The sequence below is a fragment of the Cytobacillus horneckiae genome, assembly GCF_002835735.1.
Lineage (GTDB): Bacteria > Bacillota > Bacilli > Bacillales > Cytobacillaceae > Cytobacillus > Cytobacillus horneckiae.
In genome coordinates, this window is sequence record NZ_PISD01000049.1 from 29,047 (window position 1) to 48,689 (window position 19,643).

Annotated in this window: 16 protein-coding genes, 1 pseudogene and 2 riboswitches; of the genes and pseudogenes, 8 read left to right on the plus strand and 9 right to left on the minus strand. The window is 37.4% G+C overall.

Annotated elements, in window-relative coordinates; all coding sequences use genetic code 11:
* Nucleotide 1: 1 nt before the first annotated feature.
* The 5 genes and pseudogenes from CWS20_RS20165 to CWS20_RS29210 all read right to left on the minus strand — a co-directional run bounded on the left by CWS20_RS20165 (nucleotide 2) and on the right by CWS20_RS29210 (nucleotide 6,971).
* On the minus strand, nucleotides 2-1,342 hold the full coding sequence (locus CWS20_RS20165; RefSeq protein ID WP_066193066.1) for a hemolysin family protein: 1,341 nt from the start codon (nucleotides 1,340-1,342) through the stop codon (nucleotides 2-4).
* 893 nt (nucleotides 1,343-2,235) lie between these two features.
* Complete coding sequence (gene mgtE, locus CWS20_RS20170; protein WP_066193064.1) at nucleotides 2,236-3,603, minus strand: magnesium transporter; 1,368 nt, start codon at nucleotides 3,601-3,603, stop codon at nucleotides 2,236-2,238.
* 262 nt (nucleotides 3,604-3,865) lie between these two features.
* Nucleotides 3,866-4,030, minus strand: a riboswitch (M-box (ykoK) riboswitch).
* Nucleotides 4,031-4,163: 133 nt separating this feature from the next.
* Nucleotides 4,164-5,591: pseudogene (locus tag CWS20_RS20180) on the minus strand (aldehyde dehydrogenase family protein).
* A 359-nt stretch (nucleotides 5,592-5,950) separates the two neighbouring features.
* Nucleotides 5,951-6,178 carry a DUF3231 family protein gene (locus CWS20_RS29365; RefSeq protein WP_350339534.1) on the minus strand — a complete coding sequence of 76 codons (228 nt, stop codon included), beginning with the start codon at nucleotides 6,176-6,178 and terminating at the stop codon, nucleotides 5,951-5,953.
* Between the two features lie 529 nt (nucleotides 6,179-6,707).
* The gene (locus CWS20_RS29210) at nucleotides 6,708-6,971 is read right to left on the minus strand and encodes a DUF3231 family protein (RefSeq protein WP_326135466.1); all 264 of its coding nucleotides are present in this window, start codon (nucleotides 6,969-6,971) and stop codon (nucleotides 6,708-6,710) included.
* A gap of 398 nt (nucleotides 6,972-7,369) precedes the next feature.
* Between CWS20_RS29210 and CWS20_RS20190 the strand changes: the two genes are divergently transcribed.
* From CWS20_RS20190 to CWS20_RS20225, 8 genes are all read left to right on the plus strand, one after another.
* Entirely contained in the window at nucleotides 7,370-8,638 is a 1,269-nt protein-coding gene (locus tag CWS20_RS20190) for an MFS transporter (RefSeq protein WP_083957240.1), read from the plus strand.
* A 1,177-nt stretch (nucleotides 8,639-9,815) separates the two neighbouring features.
* Nucleotides 9,816-10,202 (plus strand): YwqH-like family protein, encoded by a 387-nt coding sequence (locus CWS20_RS20195; protein WP_066193059.1) that lies wholly within the window; start codon nucleotides 9,816-9,818, stop codon nucleotides 10,200-10,202.
* Nucleotides 10,203-10,217: 15 nt separating this feature from the next.
* Nucleotides 10,218-10,487 carry a YwqI/YxiC family protein gene (locus CWS20_RS20200; protein WP_066193057.1) on the plus strand — a complete coding sequence of 90 codons (270 nt, stop codon included), beginning with the start codon at nucleotides 10,218-10,220 and terminating at the stop codon, nucleotides 10,485-10,487.
* A gap of 20 nt (nucleotides 10,488-10,507) precedes the next feature.
* Nucleotides 10,508-11,320, plus strand: a complete 813-nt coding sequence (locus CWS20_RS20205; protein WP_083957239.1) for an LXG domain-containing protein — start codon at nucleotides 10,508-10,510, stop codon at nucleotides 11,318-11,320.
* Nucleotides 11,321-11,637: 317 nt separating this feature from the next.
* Complete coding sequence (locus CWS20_RS20210; RefSeq protein WP_083957238.1) at nucleotides 11,638-12,093, plus strand: hypothetical protein; 456 nt, start codon at nucleotides 11,638-11,640, stop codon at nucleotides 12,091-12,093.
* Nucleotides 12,094-12,114: 21 nt separating this feature from the next.
* Complete coding sequence (locus tag CWS20_RS20215) at nucleotides 12,115-12,921, plus strand: hypothetical protein (protein WP_066193055.1); 807 nt, start codon at nucleotides 12,115-12,117, stop codon at nucleotides 12,919-12,921.
* Nucleotides 12,922-12,954: 33 nt separating this feature from the next.
* Nucleotides 12,955-13,326: a hypothetical protein gene (locus tag CWS20_RS20220; RefSeq protein ID WP_066193053.1), complete on the plus strand. Its 372-nt coding sequence runs from the start codon at nucleotides 12,955-12,957 to the stop codon at nucleotides 13,324-13,326.
* A 42-nt stretch (nucleotides 13,327-13,368) separates the two neighbouring features.
* The gene (locus CWS20_RS20225; RefSeq protein WP_066193050.1) at nucleotides 13,369-14,367 is read left to right on the plus strand and encodes a hypothetical protein; all 999 of its coding nucleotides are present in this window, start codon (nucleotides 13,369-13,371) and stop codon (nucleotides 14,365-14,367) included.
* Between the two features lie 625 nt (nucleotides 14,368-14,992).
* Here CWS20_RS20225 and CWS20_RS20230 read toward each other — a convergent pair.
* The 4 genes from CWS20_RS20230 to CWS20_RS20245 all read right to left on the minus strand — a co-directional run bounded on the left by CWS20_RS20230 (nucleotide 14,993) and on the right by CWS20_RS20245 (nucleotide 19,165).
* On the minus strand, nucleotides 14,993-16,642 hold the full coding sequence (locus tag CWS20_RS20230; RefSeq protein ID WP_066193048.1) for a pyridoxal phosphate-dependent decarboxylase family protein: 1,650 nt from the start codon (nucleotides 16,640-16,642) through the stop codon (nucleotides 14,993-14,995).
* 199 nt (nucleotides 16,643-16,841) lie between these two features.
* The gene (locus CWS20_RS20235; protein WP_066193046.1) at nucleotides 16,842-17,972 is read right to left on the minus strand and encodes a methyl-accepting chemotaxis protein; all 1,131 of its coding nucleotides are present in this window, start codon (nucleotides 17,970-17,972) and stop codon (nucleotides 16,842-16,844) included.
* 56 nt (nucleotides 17,973-18,028) lie between these two features.
* Nucleotides 18,029-18,739 (minus strand): hypothetical protein, encoded by a 711-nt coding sequence (locus CWS20_RS20240; protein ID WP_066193044.1) that lies wholly within the window; start codon nucleotides 18,737-18,739, stop codon nucleotides 18,029-18,031.
* 57 nt (nucleotides 18,740-18,796) lie between these two features.
* Nucleotides 18,797-19,165 carry a hypothetical protein gene (locus CWS20_RS20245; protein ID WP_066193042.1) on the minus strand — a complete coding sequence of 123 codons (369 nt, stop codon included), beginning with the start codon at nucleotides 19,163-19,165 and terminating at the stop codon, nucleotides 18,797-18,799.
* Between the two features lie 133 nt (nucleotides 19,166-19,298).
* Nucleotides 19,299-19,385, minus strand: a riboswitch (cyclic di-GMP riboswitch).
* Between the last annotated feature and the right edge of the window lie 258 nt (nucleotides 19,386-19,643).

Genomic DNA, 19,643 nt, shown 5'->3' on the forward strand with positions numbered 1-19,643 from the left:
ATTACGTGAATGAATGAGGGGCTTCCTCTTCTATTTCTTGTTCAAAATGCTGATGGAAAATCACTTGTTTGATTTGATAGTTATCCATTTCAGCAATCGTCCATAAATGCTTGCCATGTTTTATTTCATCGCCATTTTGTAATGCATCGACATTTTTAAACTGAACCCATCCAGCAATTGTATCAATGTCTTCACTATCTTCAAAGACAAGCCCAAAGCGCTCTTCAAGTTCCGATAAAAGAACACGGCCGCTAATTGTATATTTATTTTCCCCGGACTTGCGAATATCGGCCACTTCATCGTCATCAAATTCATCGCGAATTTCACCAACAAGCTCTTCTAAAACATCCTCCATCGTTAAAACGCCAGATGTTCCGCCATACTCATCCATAACAACTGTCATATGAACCTGCTCTTGCTGCATTTTCAATAAAGCATCTTGAATGCTTGTTACTTCAACAACAAAGGGCACGTTACGCACATATTCCTCCAGCCGGCTTTCTCTGCCAGCAACGATATGACTCAACATTTTTTTCGCATTTACTATACCGATAATCCGATCCTTATCCCCGTCTTCTACAACAGGATAGCGCGTATAATTATGCTCATCTAAAATACTAATAATTTCCTCGTAGCTCATATCTTTATCAATTGTGACAAGATCTGTTCTCGGCACCATGATATCTTTCGCAACACGCTCATCAAAAGAAAAAACATTTTCCAGATATTTAAGCTCTGTTTGGTCAATTGCTCCGCCTTGGAAGCTTTGTGCCATGATAATTTTTAATTCCTCTTCCGAATAAGCCTGCTCATGACCTGCCGGCTGAACACCGAACATACGAAGAAGCACTCGGGATGCACCATTTAATGTTTGTATGAGTGGATACATTATTTTGCCAAACCAGTATAATGGTCCCGCAAGCAGCAACGTCATTTTTTCAGAAAACTGAATCGCTAAAGTTTTCGGCGCCATTTCACCAACGACCACGTGAAGATAGGTAACGAGAATAAATGCAATGGCGTAAGAAGCAGCTGAAGCAGCAGCATCAGATAAATTTAGCCAATCAAACACAGGGTACATTAAGCTTTTTACAGCGGGTTTACCTAACGCACCAAGTCCTAACGCAGTGACAGTAATCCCTAGTTGACAGGCAGATAAATAATAATCAAGATCTGTCGCCACCTTCTTCGCCAGCACAGCTTTTTTGTTGCCCTCTGCAATTAATTGATCAATCCGTGACATCCGGATTTTCACAACGGCAAATTCAGAAGCAACAAAGAATGCCGTCAATGCAAGTAAAATTACTAGTAAAATAAGATTCATTATGGTAATTATGTCCAATTATTTCCCTCTCTTGAGGGATTCACCTCCAGAAATAGTTAAAGCTAATTCAATCGTTTTATTGCATTTAATTACTTATCATCAAGTATGCGAAATACATTTTTTCTGTTTGCAGTTAAGTTAGTTTACCCTCATAACGATTGATTTCATCCTGGACTTTACTCACAATTATCGTCTGACCTTTGTTCTATTTTGTATAAATGAACCTTCAGATTCAAATAATATACCATCGCTAATTCTTCCTAATTATTCAGGACATCCAATGGATAAGACGATTGTTTGAAGAGGATGTGCTCTACACGCAGCAATAATGGTTGTGTAGTGCAATCAATCATTTGTGAAATGAATTTGTTTAATTTCGCCACTTGCCAATTCTCATGAAACGCCTTCCCAATGGACTTCCCTCCTTTTTATTACTTGCAATCTATTTATCAATTAAAGTGATACGTTCCACTTTTCATTTATTTCTAATTTAGTTAAGAACAACATATACAATCATCACGCAAACTATTACGTTATAGTTTATGAGAAAATTATATAATGTATAGGATATGAAATCAAGTGATACCTTAATTAGTTAATTTCCGTAAAAGTGTAGCACATCTCCTCTGATCAACCTTTTACAGTTTTTTATTTTTTATTGAAAAAGAGGCAATAAAAAAAGACTTGCTTCAGCAAGTCTCAGGCTGTAGAGAAACTTATAACAAAAATAAAAATGAAGGGATTCGGATTTTTCGAGGTTTATCGCTCGCTTCCTTCGCGGTTCGAGCTTCGAGCCGCTTCAGCGCTATGCACCTTTAGTGTCTCGACTGCCTCGCACCTCTCAAAACCAACTAGAATTATTAATTATCACTTTCTCAACACTCTGAGACTTGCTTCAGCAAGACTGCTTTTCAAACTAATTGATCTAATAGTGTTGTAGCAATTGAGAAATAGATTAATAAGCTTAAAATGTCGTTTAATGTTGTAATGAACGGACCTGAGGCAACTGCGGGATCGATTTTCAATTTATTGATGACAAGCGGGACCATTGCCCCAATAACCGCCGCCATACTTAAGGCAAAAAATAATGATACACCCACAATAAATGCCAACAGCCAATTGCCATTATAAAAAATGCTAATGATGCCCATGAGTACAATCATGCATACAACCCCGAGCATTGTTCCAGTTCCAAGCTCTCTTTTAACAATTTTCCACACGCCGGTTTTTTCTATTGATCCAGTAGCCAGTCCTCTGACAGCAACGGCTAATGACTGTGTTCCTGTGTTACCCGCAGTGCCCATAATCAATGGCATAAAAGCGGCCAGCAGCACAATTTGTTCGAGTGTTTCTTCAAATTGACCGATAATATTCGCTGTGATTAAACCGAAAAACATTAATAAGATAATCCATGGTGCCCGTTTTTTTGCGGCAGTAAATGCTGTCAGGTTCACATCTGTTGCACCTTTAGAAGCTGTGAATTCATCAAAATCCTCTGCCGCTTCTTCTTCCAGCACATCAATGACATCATCCACGGTTATAATTCCGACCAACTTTTTATCAGGTGTTACGACCGGTACAGCAAGGAAGTCATACTCTTTGATGAGATGAGCGACTTCTTCCTGATCGGCATTTTCGAACACCGATACAACTTGAGTGCTCATGATTTCATCAACTGTTTGATCTGGCTGTGCAATAATTAAGTCTCTCAATGATACAACACCTGCAAGGTGGTGGTTCTCATCAATCACATATAAATAATAGATTGTTTCGGCATCAACGGCTGTTTGCCGCAGTTCATCTATCACTTCGTTGGCAGTTGATTGGACAGAAAGATGAATAAATTCTTTCGTCATAATGGCACCGGCTGTTCTTGGTGCATAAGCCATTAGCTCAATTACTTTATTCGCTTCTTCCTGATCCATCGACTGCAGGATATCATCGGCATTTTCAACTTCCATTTCTAAAAGAAAGTCTGCCACATCATCTGCAGGCATGTAATTAAACATCGCTACGGCATATTGAAACCCAAGCTGATTGAATACTTCTGATTGTTCATGCAAATCAAGTCCTTGAAAAATATCAGAGAACTCTTCAGGACTCAAAAATAACAATACTTGCTTCTGTCCGGCAAGTTCCAGTGATTGAAATACTTCGACTTGATCAGTCGGATGAAGCTCCAAAAACGTTTCGCGAAAAGCCTTTAGGTTTCGTTCCGACAAATGCTTTACGATAAGTTTTTGATAATCTTTTCTATCTTTGTTTTTTAGTTTGTTCATTACGACCCCTCCGTTTGCGAAGAGAGCCTATTTATTCTGTAGGGTAGCTTTGGTGCAGAACAAATACCCTCCTCGAACGATATATTTTAAACTCAATTGACTGAATGACCTCGGACTGGGAATACTATCCATCCTACACCACCCCCTTGTTCATTTTCTTTAGTAGCTTGTGTAAACCAAACAATAATCAAAAAAGCACCTCCATCAATGGAGGTGCGGAATGCATACAAAATACAGCATGTACTTTTCATACAAGCGTTCTGCTTTTCCTCCATTCGTAGAGCTTTAGCACTGTGCAGCATAGGCATAGCCAGCTGCGTTAAAAACCACCTTATGTCGATGGTTTCTGTTGACCCATTGGCGTCTTTGGACATTTTTGGGCAGCAGCGTATCTCCAGCACAGGAGCCTCACCTAACGAGGATATATAATTATTGCACTGTCAACTTTACAGCCGGCGAAAGCTTCTGTCAATAGCATAGCGGAATTTCCATTTAAAAATATGGCTATCTATTATTAAGAAAGGGCTTCCTCACATTTATGGAAGCCCCTTTCTTTATGTCTATGCGTTGTATCCTAAAATGGCTTTAGGCTCGAGGAATTCTTCAATACCATAGTCTCCCCATTCCCGGCCAATGCCGGATTGTTTGAATCCACCAAATGGAGCTGAGAAATCAGTTCGTGGATTATTCACCTGCACTTGTCCGGCACGGATTCCTTTTGCTACTTTTTGCAATGTTTCTTTATCATTGCCGTACACATAGCCGGCTAGGCCGTAAATCGTGTCATTGGCAACCTTGATGGCTTCATCAATATCATCATAAGTGATGATGCTCATAACAGGACCAAATATTTCTTCCTGTGCAATCGTCATATCATTTTTCACGTCAGTAAACACAGTGATTTTCGTGAAATAGCCTTTTTCAAGTCCATCTGGTTTTCCTGTTCCACCAGCGACAAGAGTAGCTCCCTCATCCATGCCTTTTTTAATATAGGATTGAACTGTATCCCATTGGTTGTCATCCACTAACGGGCCGACTGCCGTTTTTTTGTCCAGCGGATCGCCAACAGGAAAGGCTGCAATCACTTCTTTCACTGCCTCGACAAATTCGTCATGAATGGATTTTGGTACAAGCGTCCGTGTGGCTGCAGTACATACTTGACCAGTGTTCATCGCGACATTAGCAACAGCGGTTTTGGCTGCTCCTTTAATATCCGCATCATCTAGAATGACAAGCGGCGACTTACCACCTAATTCAAGCGACACCTTTTTAATTCCAGATGCAGCATTTTCCATTATTTTTTAGCCAACCTCACCTGAGCCAGTAAATGAAACGAAATCAATATCAGGATGTGAGCTAATACCGTTACCAATCGTGGAACCAGAACCCGTTACTAGATTGAATACACCTTTTGGCAAACCTGCCGCCTCGAAAATCTCTGCTAAAAGGAAGGCTGCAAACGGTGTGTTGGATGCAGGCTTAAGTACAACTGTACTGCCGGCCGCAAACGCGCTTGCCAGTTTAGTTGACGTTTGATTCGTTGGAAAATTCCACGGCGTAATTAAGCCTGAGACGCCTATCGATTCCTTCCGGATGAGCGTCTCGCCCCGCTCCTCTTCAAATTGGAAGGTCTTTAATTCCTCTGCTGCCTGCCTAAAATGCTGCAGCCCCATTTGATAATGGACCTTGTCACTTTTAGAGATTGGTGAACCAAGCTCCGCTGTAATCACTTCTATTATATCGTCTTTTCTTTTTTCATATTCTTGGGCAATTTTTTCTAACAGTTCAATTCTCTCTTCTACAGTCGTCTGTGAGAAAGATGGAAAAGCCGCTTTTGCAGCAGCTACGGCACGATCCAAATCCTCTTCCGTACCCGAGCTAATTTTCCCGATGACCTCTTCCGTTGCCGGATTAATTACGTCAATTGTTTCAGACCCGGTTGAATCAACCCACTCGCCATTTATAAAGTGCTGTGTACGATTACGCATATATAATCAAGCTCCTTCTTGAATCATTATTGTTTATATTTGATTCATTCCCTTTGCACATTCGAGTAAACATGAACTTGATATTTATGCTTATCTATTTCAGTCAGAATAATTTTAAACTTATTGTAAAAACCTAACCACTAGTGTTAGCAGCTAACACTAAACTACACCGTGAAGGGATATACTTTGAATACTCTCTTTAGCTTGATTTCATCCTTTTGCTGATAAAATTTGCATTCATTATTAAAAGAAAAACAGACGTTTTCGAGTCTTTTTTTAGAATGCAGCCTCTGGCTAGATAATCATCGTGCTCTTTTCACAGCATGAAAAAAAGGTAAGCATCACAGCGCTTACCTTTTTTATTCATTTTGTTTCTTCTGATAGATGAGCTGTTCTTTGTCCATTGTTCCTGGCGGCTGCTCCAGCCATTCATTATCAATCATTAGATTGGCGATATCTTTAGCGTATTGAGCAATTTCCAGAGAAAGGCGTTCATAGTTCAATATTAGATCATTCCGCTGGCTGGCAGCTGCCGCTGTTGCATAATTGCCCGTTCCCGCAGCTGCCAGCATCCCCATATGAAACATAACCAATTTATCCGAAAATACTTGAGCTGTGGAATTGGTTATCGAAGAATCGGCATTAACTGGGGATTGAATATTATTTTTTATCAGCGTATCAGAGAATACCTTTACATGCTTTTCAGCAAATTCTTTTCCCCGAAGAAGCAGCTTCTGAACTTCTTTTCTTGGTGAAGACTGCGCAAAGCTGGTAGCTAATTTAATCCCGACGATATTATTTTGAAAGTTTAAATGAAGATGGGAAATCTCAACTGCATTTAATGGACGTTTGTTTGAAAATGGGTTTAAGCCTTTAAAATAGCTTTTGCTGTCGACAAAATCCTTCTGCTTTGGATAATCAATAAAAGGCGCACGAACATAAAGTCCTTTTTACAAAAGCAATTCTGCACTTTCAACAAATAACTCCGATGTTTTGATGAGCGTATCCTTAAAAAACTTTCTAATATCTTCTCTGCACTCAATGATAAAAACCGCTATACCCAAGCAGCCCTGCTTTAGACATATGGTTGACATAATTCAGCATAAAATGATCAGTTTACAAGCGCGGTGCATTCAAATTCACATCACTGGCAGAAAACCCTGCAGGAACTGGTATTTTTTCCGCCTGCAAAATATCTTCAATCTTTTCTAGATGATGGTCCGAAATACTGTGCCCGATTTCAATCATCGTCTTAATATCTGCATCTTCCACCGTACTTAACAGATAACTCAATATTTGAATCGACATACTATTATTGTTGTATGAAGTCCATAAAGAGGCAATCTCAGAGGATGTTAAATCAATCCTGGATTCTTGCATATTAAATCCCCAAGTTTACTTATTTTGAATTTAATATCTGTAATATGTAGTGAAATTATTCTATCCTACGGCTCTGCATGATTGACTTGGTGTCAACAACCAAACAGTCTTTTTTTTAGTACATATAAACTGTTTTTAATACAACTGTACAATCAATCGGACAGTTTTACTCTTCCGAATGAATATTTTTGTTGAAGGAGAGGCAGGCACAGTTCTTGCAAAGAAAAGACATAGAGATTAGGGAAATACTGAAGTGTGAAAAAAGGAGGGAAGTTGACTTCACATGATTGTAAGCCCTTACATAACTCAAATCTCTGTTTTGACCATCGTATTAGCTTGTAAAATAGGAATTTATTTTTACGCGAATGGCCTAAAAAATGAATATGTGGGGGTAAAAAATGTTGAAAAAGAATATGAAGTGGATAGTTTTAGGGGCCATTTTTATCTTAGCCATCGTCAACTATGCCGATAAGATTATTGTCGGAATCACAGTCAATCCGATTATGGCCGATCTAAGCCTCGACTATGGACAATGGGGGATCGTGGGCAGCAGCTTTTATTGGCTGTTTTCAATTGGTGGCATTATCGGTGCCGCATACTCTGATAAGATTGGTACAGCTAAAATGCTTGCCATTATGGCGCTCATCTGGACATTTGCACAGTCGATGTCCCTATTCATTATGGGGCTTCCATTACTATTATTTAGCCGCATATTATTAGGGGCTGGCGAGGGTCCGTTTTCAGCAGTAGCAGTTAGTCATTTATCCAAATGGTTCAAGCCAGAACAGCGCGGTCTTGCCATCTCGATATTGAACTTAGGTAATAATGTTGGAAAATCGGTCACTGCACCACTGATCGTCATCTTAATGACCACATTCAATTGGCGAATTGCTTTTTTCTTCTTTGGTATCGTCAGTTTCGTTTGGTTTTTAGCCTGGTTATGGATTGGAAGACAAAAGCCTGCTGAGGAAATCATTGAAACAAAAACAACAGTGAATGAAATTGCAGCCACTGTAGAAAAACTTTCTTTTAAAGAATCGCTTAAGCTTTTCTTAACTGCGAAATTTATTTTCACAACGCTCGCCATCTTTTTCGGAACATCGGCTATCGCGTTTACACTATCATTTAACCCTGCCTATCTCATGAATATTAGAGGATTTAGTGCAGAAACAGCTGCAAACATTATCGCAATTGGCGGATTAACTGGTGGTCTATGCGCCGTATTGATTTCGCTGTTCTCAGACAAAGTCTTCAAAAAAACAAAGGATTTTTATCTTTCACGTATCCTATTCACTAGTTTATGTTTAATTTTAGGAGGCTCTTCTTATATCGGATATATGTATTTCCAAGGGACGACATTATTAATTATCAGCATGATACTCATTAATGCGTTCATGGTCGCCATGTTCTCACTTGCTCCACAAATCGTCAACTCGCTCAACCCGCAGCGACGCGGTTTAATGTACGGAACAGCGATGGGCATTGGAAGCACGGCTGGCATCATCGCCCCACTCGTATACGGCTACGTACTGGAATCATTCAGCAACAACCTGTCCGGCGGCTTCATCACCGTTGTCTTCGGCTTCGCGGCTGGCATTATTATTTGCGGAATCATGCTGTTGATCTTTGGCAGGCAAAAAGCTGGTGGGGATGCGGTTCAGGTTTGAGTTGAGTGAGGGTTTGAGGATTTGGGTTATAGTTATTTTTATGGTATTTTAAGTACCCCTATTGGAAATAACAAATGCCTCCCATCAAATGATAATCAGATGGGAGGCATTTCAATATTTCCTTAGTTTAGATAATCGTTTGTTGAAAACACTTGTTAAATCTCCGATTCCAATAGATAATCAACTTTTTACTTTGCAACCATGTATAACAATATTTTTTCCATTTCTTCTTTTGAAAGATTATCTGCACTCATAATGATTTCATATCCTTCTTCTGGTACTTTTATTTTCATACCTTGTATATATCTATCTTCATAATAAACGAAATTAATCTCAAAACCCTTTAACTTATATTTACCTATATAATCATATTGTAATCTTTTTTATTCACCCTCCCGATTTTCATCCATTCTCCATTGAGTTGTATGAAATCCAGCATTATCTTCATCACGGTATTGTATTTTCACCTATATTATTCTCTTCAGTAGTTACCTGTTCGCTCTTCAATTGATATCCAACTGGGACATATGGGTGGATGATTGGATAGTCTACCATCTTTTGAGCCTCCTCTAATGTATGGTTACAAGCTCCGTTATTCTATTTTCATATTTTTGTGCTTTCTTTTGAATCTCTTCTATTCTTTTTGTTTCTACAGCGTTTGGAATCTCTCTATTTTCTGATGCCACCTCATTCAGAATATCCGTTTGTTCTTTCACTAATCGATTGTAATCAGCAAATCCCTGTTCTGTAAGATGCCTTTCTACTAATTCAAAGTGGTGTTCAATTCCTGTTAGATTTTCTTTTTCATCAGGGAAAGTTTCTAGCAGTTCTTCCTTTGAACCAAATATTTTACCTATTAACTATCATCAGCATCTGTTATATAAGAACCTTCAGCTCTCCATGTTGTTACAATAATTAATTCTGAAGGAACCATACCAATTATCCACTTAGAATATACCTTCTTTTTCTTCTTTGTTTGCCCTTTTTGCTTGGATAACCCTCATCTCTACTCTAAATCCACTCCATTTATGGAATATTTCAAGAACAGAGAACTATAGTATAGAAAAGGAAATATAGAAAAAAAGTTTCATTTGGGATTATTTTATAGTCTTTTTGTGTAAAATTTCGCTACTTTTTTATAAAATATACATAATAGAAAATTGTGGGAGAGAAGAAAATGAAAGATCAGGATTACCTAATTGATCAACTTTATTCGGATATTTCAATCATTAGTGACCAAATGCATCAAAACAGAGAAAAGTTGGCACGCCTTAAACGTTCTCATCAGAACATAACTGATAAAAAGGAAGAATTTCCCTCAAACAAAAGGCTGATTGATGAGCCTCAGTTAACTTCATCTGTTTGGGCTGGGAAGCACTCCAATAAGTTTCTTGATATCAGGAACGATATTGAAACGGCTTATTTTAGAATCGAAAGCCATGATATTGAGAGGTTGCTTGAAAATATCGAGGAGAAGATTTCCTATTTTGAAGCGGTTAATCAAACACTTACAAATTCTATTTCTTCAAAGCGGGAAATAATCTCGCAGTTTAGAAGCTCGTAAATATGGAGGAAACCAATGTCGGAAATAAAAGTAGTAAAAAGTGAAGTAGAAGCAGTATTTAAGGAATTAAAAAGCAAAATAGATCCCCTTGATTCGAGTAATCCTCAAATTTGCTTTTCCGAAAGCAAACTGGATTTAACTGAACAGATTAGCAATATTGAGCAGAACTACTATCAGGTTATCGAACAATATAAGTCCTTGTTAATAAAAGTTGAACAAGATGCTTGGACCAGTATCGAAGCGCTTTTTACAGCTGATCTGGATCTAGCTAGAAGAAGCAGATAAATAGGTAAGGAGAAGATAAGATGAAAGTGCTAAAGGTTTCTGAGATTCTTCCTGAATTGGATGCTTCCATTAAGAAAAAGGATATGGAAAAAAGGCAAATCCTCGATATCCGAAACTCTCTAAACAGGATAATCGACCTGGACCATTCTCTCACAGGACAAACAGGGGTAGCGATAAAGGAGCACTTGACGGTCCTGCATATCCCTGCCATTCTTTTATTCAATCAATTTTTGGATGATTATATGCAACAGTTAAAAGCAGTTAAGAGTTCCATTACAAGCTATGAAAACACAAATGGTTTGGTAAGACTGGATTTTATTGAATACGAAGTGAAACAGGGACTCAACCAGCTTGAAAGAATAACAGAAGATTTGCTTGAATCGATTAATAATGATTTTAATGATGTCAGTGATTTAGTTGGCGGTTCTACTGTTACAATTGCTCCGCTTTACTTTCCAATCGAACGTGCACGCAAGCATAACAAAACTGTGCTAGAAAATCTAAACGAGCTCGATTATAAAAGCATGAAAGAATTGCAGTCCTCTACAGATGCACTGCAAAGCATAGCTTCATTTATTGGTAAAATTAAAGGCTGGTCTACTGATGGTATTGCCTTAAGTGACTCTAATGTAAAAGAGATTGAAAAGTACTTTTCCGAAACCGATGTAATTAGTAAATTGATTGATTCGGCATTGAAGCTGTCTATTGAACAGGGAGATTCGACTTTCGAAGGAAATGTTGCAGACTGGCTTGATAAAATAGGAAAAATGAATGGGGGAATAGATGCCGCAAAAGGCTCAATAGCAGCTGCTGTTTTATTATCAAACAAATAGCCCTTACAAAAGACGGAAAAGGTAATTTCGTTATTAAAGCCCATCCAGATTGGCTTAAAAGCAGCAATGGAAAATACGGTTCCAGACTTGCCGATACAATCCACAATATCTTAAAAAAAGGAAATTCGAGTTCAATCGGTCACATTCAAAATTATTTTTCTAAGTTTCAAAATGCCCCAAGCAGATTGCTTCGACACTTTGTCGGCTTGAATCCGGGAGCGAATGTACAAAGTTACCTTAAGATTTTACAAGATCAGCATCCTTATCTGAAATTTTCTTTCTCTCAGGCAGAGGTATACAAACGGGGTGCACTTGACGTGAAGGCTACACTTGGCCAACTTGCAGATGCTAAAGCGGCAAAAGCAATGGCTAGAAAAATCCCTTATGTCGGAATTCTCTTTTCACTTGGAACTAATGCTGGGGAATTTGTAAGTGATCAGAACAAGTACAAATCAGAATGGGAAAAAGGAGGCAGGGCAGCAGCTGGAATTGGTATGGATATCGGCATTGCAGGATTAACAGCAGGAGGAGCAACTTTAGGAACAATGATCTGTCCAGGCCCAGGAACCTTGATTGGTGGTGCGGTAGGGGCAACCATTGGAATTGTCGCTTCATTCCAGCTAGAAGATAAAATTAAAGATGTTGGAGAAAAAGCAGGGAAATGGGCTGGAGAAACATATAAGGATTTATCAAAAGCCGCAGGAGATATAGCTGATGATTTATCTGACAAACTTTCCGATGCAGGCAACTTTGTCACTGGTTTATTTAAATAGATGATATTGAAGGAGATTCTTATGAAAAACACTGTTCCTATCAGTCTATCAACACACGAACTCGCTTTCTGCCTTGCTTTATGCGGATATGAAAGCATGGGAAGCCAGATTTTTAACAGCATGCAGTTGTCAGTTGAAAATGAAGCTGACCGTTTTATACAGGAAACCGAGATTTCCTTAAGAAGAAAAGGGTTTTGGGATGAGGATAGAAGCACAATGCTCGTATCTGGGCTGGAGGATCTTCTTCATCTTTTGGTTCATTCTAAGAAAAAAATTCGCTCTATTAAAAGTAACCAAGTTTTGTTTATCCATATGTTAGATCAAAAAAATGTATTATTTCAAGAAATATTGGGACAATCCCACTTTTTCTCCATACAGGCTATCGAAGAAGGATTAACCAATCTACTGGAGAAACATTTAGGATTAGACAAGGAAAGCCCAAAGCCGGAGAATGGTTTTCAAACCCTACTATTTTCAGAGCAAATGTATGACGAATTACATCGACTTGACCCTTCCGTGCTGGAAAAAATGGTAAATGACCCTGCTTTAGATGTAGAACTTAGACAATTCTTCGCTGATTTCAAGGAGAATAATCAGGAGTTTGACAATATGTCCTTTATGGAGATGGACTATATTAAGGATTACATAGAAATAAAACAAGTGAATTTCCTACTTCCAAGTAAACACTTTATTTGGAACCTTAACTATGAAAAGATCGAACAGGAAGAAGTTTATATTATTCCGGAAAACATAAACGAGTATTGCAAAGGGTTAAACGAAGCCATTATGCATTATTTCTTCCAAGGAACAGCTCCTGCAATTAAATAGGCATTTAATAATCGATTAGGAAGTGTTTTACTAATGAATAAAATAATCGGCTTACTCCTTGCAATTGGCATTTTCACCGGTATTTCCGCTATGTTGACAGGTATTGATATCCCTCTGCCAAGCTCATACATAACTGTCGTGTTCGCAAGCAATGGGGTCTTTGCCTTCTTTTCTATTTTCACCCAACGCCTCGTCATGGCTCTCTATGAAACAAATGTGTATGAAGAGCGGTCTGGATTCCTGAATCAAGCATTCAAATATATTGCTATTTTTACATCAGGCATCAATTATCATGTCCAAAAGGTCCTAAACCGTCTGCCGCTTTTCTTTAATAAATTCCTTGCCTTTTGCTTTTTTCTTTCCTTGGTCTGGATCGGTTTTGGGATTATAGGCATTTTCAATTAACATGCAAGGATTATATCAATCATACATTTAAGGAGAGAAGATATGTCGAAGAAGGCGCAGTTAACCATTTCAACTCGGGATCTTATAGAAGCATTAGCCCAATCGGAATGCGAAATTTCAGCCCGGGAAATCGGAAAAGAAAATAAGTGGAAAAAAAGAGAGATCGATAAATTGATTAATAGTGTGGACCAAAAAAATGATAAACTGTTCAGCGGATTAGAAGAAATTATTGACCATATTGTCCATGTAGAGCGGAAAGTACGGTTTGATAAAGGTGAAGAATATATTGCCATCTACTCAGCAGATAATCACAAAAATATCATGATTGAAAAAGTACAGAACAGTAGACATACATTTTACACACAACCATTAGCTGAAGGCTTTATTCAAATACTTTGTGGATTTTATGGATATGCATCTTTGGAAAAGGTGGATCCAGTGAAAATGAATCTTCAAATTGACAGAGAAACCTATGATCTCATACATACCGTTGCGCCGGAAGGCCTTGATAAAATGATAGTCGATGAAAAGTTTGAACCGCAAATCCGTACATATCTGCAAGACTTTCGACGGAATGGGAAGATCGAATGTAAGATAATCTATGCAAAAAACACTGGAGGCGCGGTTGATTCAGTTGTCCTCTTTGTACCTGGGAGTGAATATATTTGGTCGATTGATTATGAAAAAGTGGAGAATAATCAAATAATCGCAACAAGTAGTTCTACCGAACAGTTTTTTCAGCTAATCGAACGCAGCCTTTATGACTATCTAGGTGAATCAATACCACAAAAAAATAATTTGAACAAAAAGAAAAAAGCTGAGAGCAAAAAGAAATTTTCCTTTCAAAGAGGCCTCTCCTTTTTTGGAAGAGGAAATGTCTTGTTATTAATCCTCCTTCTCTTCTTCTTTTTAAATAAAAACAGTTGGAGTTATGATGGCGGCACATTTGTTTTATTATTTGCTGTGCAAACAGAACTGGTTATCTTTTTCTTGTCACTTATTGCTTGTTTACCTGCTAAGAAGGAAAGGGTGCAACAATAAATTGTTTGCTAAAATTCATTTCTTAAACGAAAATCTCTAGAAATTTTTTTAGGGATTTTCTTTTTTTAAAATAATTTAGAACTGACTGCCTCAATAATGCTAAAGCTCCCCCTGACAACTCAGTTTCATAGTGATCATCAAACAACGATGTATATTTTTTGCGTTTTAACTGACAACATTAAGAAAAGGCCTCTATCAGTTCAATAAACTGATAGAAGGCCTTCAACTTTAAAGATATTTTCAAGTTAGACGATTAAATAGGTCAGCATTTTTTCAAACACTGGTATCCACCAATAAATCAAAGGTTTCCAAGGCCTATTACATCATGCCCCTTTAAGATGAAAGTATGTAATACCTTTAACGCTTTGTGTAATTAGCGGTATATCAATGTTTATGCAAATAAAAGGTGTAATATCTTTAATGCAAATTTATTGTTTTTCATTCATGCCCATTCTCTACTTATTTCTAGTCAATTAATAGAAATAGAATAACCTGTTTACTCATCCTTCTTAAACCCAATCATTATTTTAATTATGGTACGTTTAGAAGGGGAAGTTTTGATTCTAGAAAACATCAATATTACCTAAGAAGTATCTAACTATATGATTAATCTTTTTTTACCTCATTAGGATCTTATCAATATATTTTTGCTATTTCTCGTTTTCAGAAAAAATTCTAGATGTTCTTTTAGGAATCCAACATAACGGTCGACCTCTTCTATTGTTGAGTATGGCGAGATCGCAAAAAATTTATGCGCATATACGGATATTCGCTTGTTTGAGTTTGCTGCTTTCACGAGACACTGCTTTTTTGTATTTCCAAAGAAGACGGTATCTCGTTCGACACCAATCACCTCTGCAAATTCGTCATTAAATTGATTAATTTCCGTCATTTCTTCTACGGTTAAGAGTCCGTTCAATTCATCATTCCATTTTGTCTTTTCAGGATAAAAACGGAATGTTGTAACGGGAGAAATCTCATTCGTGATTACTACATTCGAAATTTCTTTTGTTAACGTCTCTCTAAATGCAATATTGACACGAATATAGTTGGCTAAAAGCTCTTGATAGCCCTCGATTCCAAATGCTAATAAAGACGCATAAATCGTCAAAGCACTTCCCATTCGCGAGCATTCAAGGGTGTAGCCTGTATGATAGCTACCATAACCACGATTCCCAACATACGGCGTTTCCGCTTCATCTAAATCAACATACTTAAGATACTCACTATTTTTGATTAAAAATAAACTCGTGATATATGGGGTTTGTCCAAGCTTATGGAAATCAAAGACCATACTATCTGCAAGCTTGATATGTTTAAACTTCTGTTGATAGGATTTCAATACCTCATGAACGTTGTCTTCAAATCGCAGAGGATTACTTTCAAAGTCGTAATGATTAAAGAAAGTATACATGCCCCCCATAGCAGAGTCTGCATGGATATAGATTGGAGATATGCCATATGTGCGTTCCAATTCTTCCGCTATCCGCTTAATTCCCTCAATGTCATCAACCCCAAATGTATCAGTAGTTCCCATTGTGGCAAGGACATACAGAGGAACGCCGCCTTTTGCAATAACATGCTCCATTTTTTCTTTTAAATCTTCTAGATTCATAGAATGATCGGCATTAGCTTTCACGCGAATCATGTATTCTACACCAATCCCAGTTGCTTCTACAGATTTATACAGACTGTAATGTGATAGCTCTGAACAGAAGCAATAGAGATTTTGCGGTACACCCTTTTGATTAGAGAACGGCGCGTAACGGGCAATGGCAAGGCGTAAAGAGTTAAAGACAGCCCCTTGTCCTCCCCAAGTTGTATATCCTGCACTGATGCATTCATCATACCCGATTAGTTTGGATAGCATGCTAGTTACTTCGATTTCTGCTGTAGCTGCTGCTGGGCCTTCCACATCCCAAAGATTGTTCCCATTGACTAGCACCATTACTAAATTCCCGATGATACTAGAAATATTAGGAAGGGGTGCTGCATTGGCTACATAATTTCGATTGACGTACCTGTGTCCTTCTACCAATTTTACAAGCTCCTGAATCACTTCTTCCATCGGTACACCCGTTTTTGGAACATCTGCCTTTTGAATGATACGATTATAATAATCGTCTGTGTACTCTGGCATTTCTCCTAGCGTTAGTTTGTTAGGATCCTTTAATTCATCTATTTTCGTTAAAATCGTCTTAAAGTAGGACATTAATTCCTCTCTTTGCAAGTCATTTCCGTCCATACTAGGAAACAATTTTTGTATTTTCTTCATTGTTTTACCTCCTTGAAGTTTTTACTAGAAGTAGTTTTATTTAAAGAAAATTAAAATCCGATTGGATCTCCTTGCTACCCCAAAAAAGAAGCTTCCCACAAGGTAGTTTACTACCTATGAGAAGCACTCTTATATTTATCCGTCAGCAAGATGAATTCTTTGCTGCCACTTTAGCTTTCGTAATTTCAACACCATGATTCTATGTAAATAGTAATTTATTTACATCCTCTTTTAACTCTACAAGATTCTCTGCTTCCTGAACGAGTTTTTGCATTGTATGCAGTTCATCATCACTAATTTCTATTAGTTCCTCAAACATTTCAAAGGATTCCCGAGAGATAGAAGCGATCTCAGCCATTGTTAACATGATCTGGTGAGAAGCAGAAGATAATTCTTCCGTGCTTGCAGAAGAATTTTCATTATTTTCCGCGATGATCTTTGTAGTAGCTAGAATCTTTTCAAACATATTCCCAACCTCTACAACGGTTGTATTCGTATCTTTAAATTCTTCTGTTCCCTGTTGCATTGACTTGATAACTATTTCAGTTTCTTCTTGTATATTCTTTACAATATTTGATACTTCAGAAGAAGACTGGCGTGATTGTTCAGCTAATTTTCGAACTTCATCAGCAACAACCGCAAATCCTTTACCTTGTTCACCCGCACGAGCAGCTTCTATTGCCGCATTCAATGCCAATAAATTAATTTGTTCTGAAATCCCTGTAATTACTTTTACAATAGTGCCGATTTCATGAGATTTTTCTCCAAGTTTATTGATTGCATCAAATGTTGTATTTATCGTTTGATTAAATTGCTCCATTTTTTCTAAGGAACCCTTTAAGTTCTCGTTTCCTACTTGCGTCAATTCTAAGGTAGTATTCGATTGTTCCGAAATTTGATTTGATCTCACTGATAGATCTTCAATAGCCTGTGCCATTTCTTCCATAGATGCGGCGCTTTCTTCTGTAGCTACTAATTGTTTCTGTAATCCTCTACCTACTTCATCAATTGCCGCTCTAACAATATCTGCTTTCTCTGAAGCATATTCACCGATTTCAGTGAGGTTTTCTCCTTTTTCATGTACATTTTTTGAAAATGAAAAAAACTTTTCCCTTACACGGCTGAAAAACTCAATTAATTGATTAAATACAGCATGATCAGAACTTCTTTCATCAATTTTGTTTGTGATATGACCTGCTGATATTTCTTTCATTCCATTTATTATTTCTTTTTTTATATGAGGATGATGTTTTAACGAAAAATATCGGTAAGCAAAATACACCGATACCCCCATTAAAATCACAATTATAGCTAGCATAATAGCTTCCATGATAAATAAATCCCTACCTCCTATTAATGAATGAATTAGGCTTAATTATGAATATTTTAAAGCTCTCTAATAATGATATATGTTCCATCCGATACATCGGCAGGAATACGATTCAACTTACTATTATCCTGATATTTATGAACAATATAATTTCCTTCTAAATCTTTATATTTTTTCATATGATGATATTTTTCCATTACACGTATCGACTTCGGATTTGTCGCTTCACCTAAAACAGCCTTCAACCCTTGTGATGATGCCTTTGTTATCAATCTGTTTCCTAATTGCTGAATAATTTCATGACGGTCATGTTCAGCTATCACTCCTAACATGAATAGGTGTAATAACTCTCCGTCTTTGATTTCTTGTCCGTTTCGTTTTTTATAATCTTCTATGAAACGTTTATCTACATCCTCCAAAACACGCAGAATGACATTCATATCATAAAAAGAACCTTCAAATATATCTTCACCGATAATCTCTGGCGCATTTGTATCTCCTGCAAGTACACCAGCAACATGATTATTAGCATCTAGAGCGACGGCGCAATAGCCCTGCTCTATTGTAGAGGCTAAATATTCCTTGGTAAACTGATAGAAATCTTCATAACCTAGATTTAATTGACCTACCATCGGTTCCTGAACCCATTTCCCTGAAACATCCACTCCAATAAATGAACGAGCTAGACACTCAGCTGCTTTCTCAATTAAAGCTGGTTGTTCCTTCGTTACAATCTCATATGTATACAACGCTTCTGTTGTTTGCACTGATTGACCTTCCTTTCAAACTAAAAAATAAATATTCCCTTTCTATTGGACCTAATATTAGATAGGATGTTGAACTTTATCGATAAATGTACCTGTGAACTTAATTCTCTCAAGTGTATTCCTAATCTGCACTTGAGCAATTTTAGATGCCGGCTTTACTACAAGAATATCCTTAAAACCTAAGCTAGAATAAAATTGCATCGTTTGCTCCAACTGCGGTACAACTTTTGATGGGACAGGTGTTTGGTGAGTCCCATCAACAACAAACGTATATTCTAGTCTTGATACTTTATTAATTGTATCCTGTAAATCAATCATATAGCCTTCCGCATCTTCCTCCCTCATTAATCCATGCACCTGGACATGTACTTCTTTCGCAATCTCATTAATTGCCATTTTATATTTCTTTTTATCTACGACTATCATCTTATCATCTCCTATTCCCTATAGCCGGCTATACTTCATTTTTGACACTTGCACGTTCTGTTCCTAAGAGCGCAATAAATAAAAGCTATCCCAAATATAGATAAGGATAGCCAAATAACCGCTTGTTATTATTCATGGCAACCCGACTATCATTATCCATTAGGATTTTAGACTCGTAGCTTTGCGTCCTTACCTTTCGATAAGTTTGCCTTTTTCAATTTTAGAAAACATAGTACTAATCTCATGATAAAATATTACTATAACATTATAAATTATTTGCCATATTTTGTCGAACTATAGATGTTTTTCTATTTCTACTTACGAATAATCTAATCAACTTATTTATGGTGAATTTCTAATGTTTTTGTTAGATCTATTTTTTAAAATTAAACAAAATTACTGTTGTGCAAATCATGGACAGGATCAGAAATAAAAAAGAAGCTTCTCATCAGTTTGGTGAACTGATGAGAGGCTTCTT

Bases quoted from the DNA above. Each gene is read 5' to 3' on its own strand.
- CWS20_RS20205 (WP_083957239.1), top strand. From the start codon at position 10,508: ATGAAAGTGCTAAAGGTTTCTGAGATTCTTCCTGAATTGGATGCTTCC.
- CWS20_RS20200 (WP_066193057.1), top strand. From the start codon at position 10,218: ATGTCGGAAATAAAAGTAGTAAAAAGTGAAGTAGAAGCAGTATTTAAG.
- CWS20_RS20220 (WP_066193053.1), top strand. From the start codon at position 12,955: ATGAATAAAATAATCGGCTTACTCCTTGCAATTGGCATTTTCACCGGT.
- CWS20_RS29210 (WP_326135466.1), bottom strand. From the start codon at position 6,971: ATGCAAGAATCCAGGATTGATTTAACATCCTCTGAGATTGCCTCTTTA.
- CWS20_RS20235 (WP_066193046.1), bottom strand. From the start codon at position 17,972: ATGGAAGCTATTATGCTAGCTATAATTGTGATTTTAATGGGGGTATCG.
- CWS20_RS20215 (WP_066193055.1), top strand. From the start codon at position 12,115: ATGAAAAACACTGTTCCTATCAGTCTATCAACACACGAACTCGCTTTC.
- CWS20_RS20230 (WP_066193048.1), bottom strand. From the start codon at position 16,642: ATGAAGAAAATACAAAAATTGTTTCCTAGTATGGACGGAAATGACTTG.
- CWS20_RS29365 (WP_350339534.1), bottom strand. From the start codon at position 6,178: ATGTTTCATATGGGGATGCTGGCAGCTGCGGGAACGGGCAATTATGCA.
- CWS20_RS20245 (WP_066193042.1), bottom strand. From the start codon at position 19,165: ATGATAGTCGTAGATAAAAAGAAATATAAAATGGCAATTAATGAGATT.
- CWS20_RS20225 (WP_066193050.1), top strand. From the start codon at position 13,369: ATGTCGAAGAAGGCGCAGTTAACCATTTCAACTCGGGATCTTATAGAA.
- CWS20_RS20195 (WP_066193059.1), top strand. From the start codon at position 9,816: ATGAAAGATCAGGATTACCTAATTGATCAACTTTATTCGGATATTTCA.
- mgtE (WP_066193064.1), bottom strand. From the start codon at position 3,603: ATGAACAAACTAAAAAACAAAGATAGAAAAGATTATCAAAAACTTATC.
- CWS20_RS20190 (WP_083957240.1), top strand. From the start codon at position 7,370: ATGTTGAAAAAGAATATGAAGTGGATAGTTTTAGGGGCCATTTTTATC.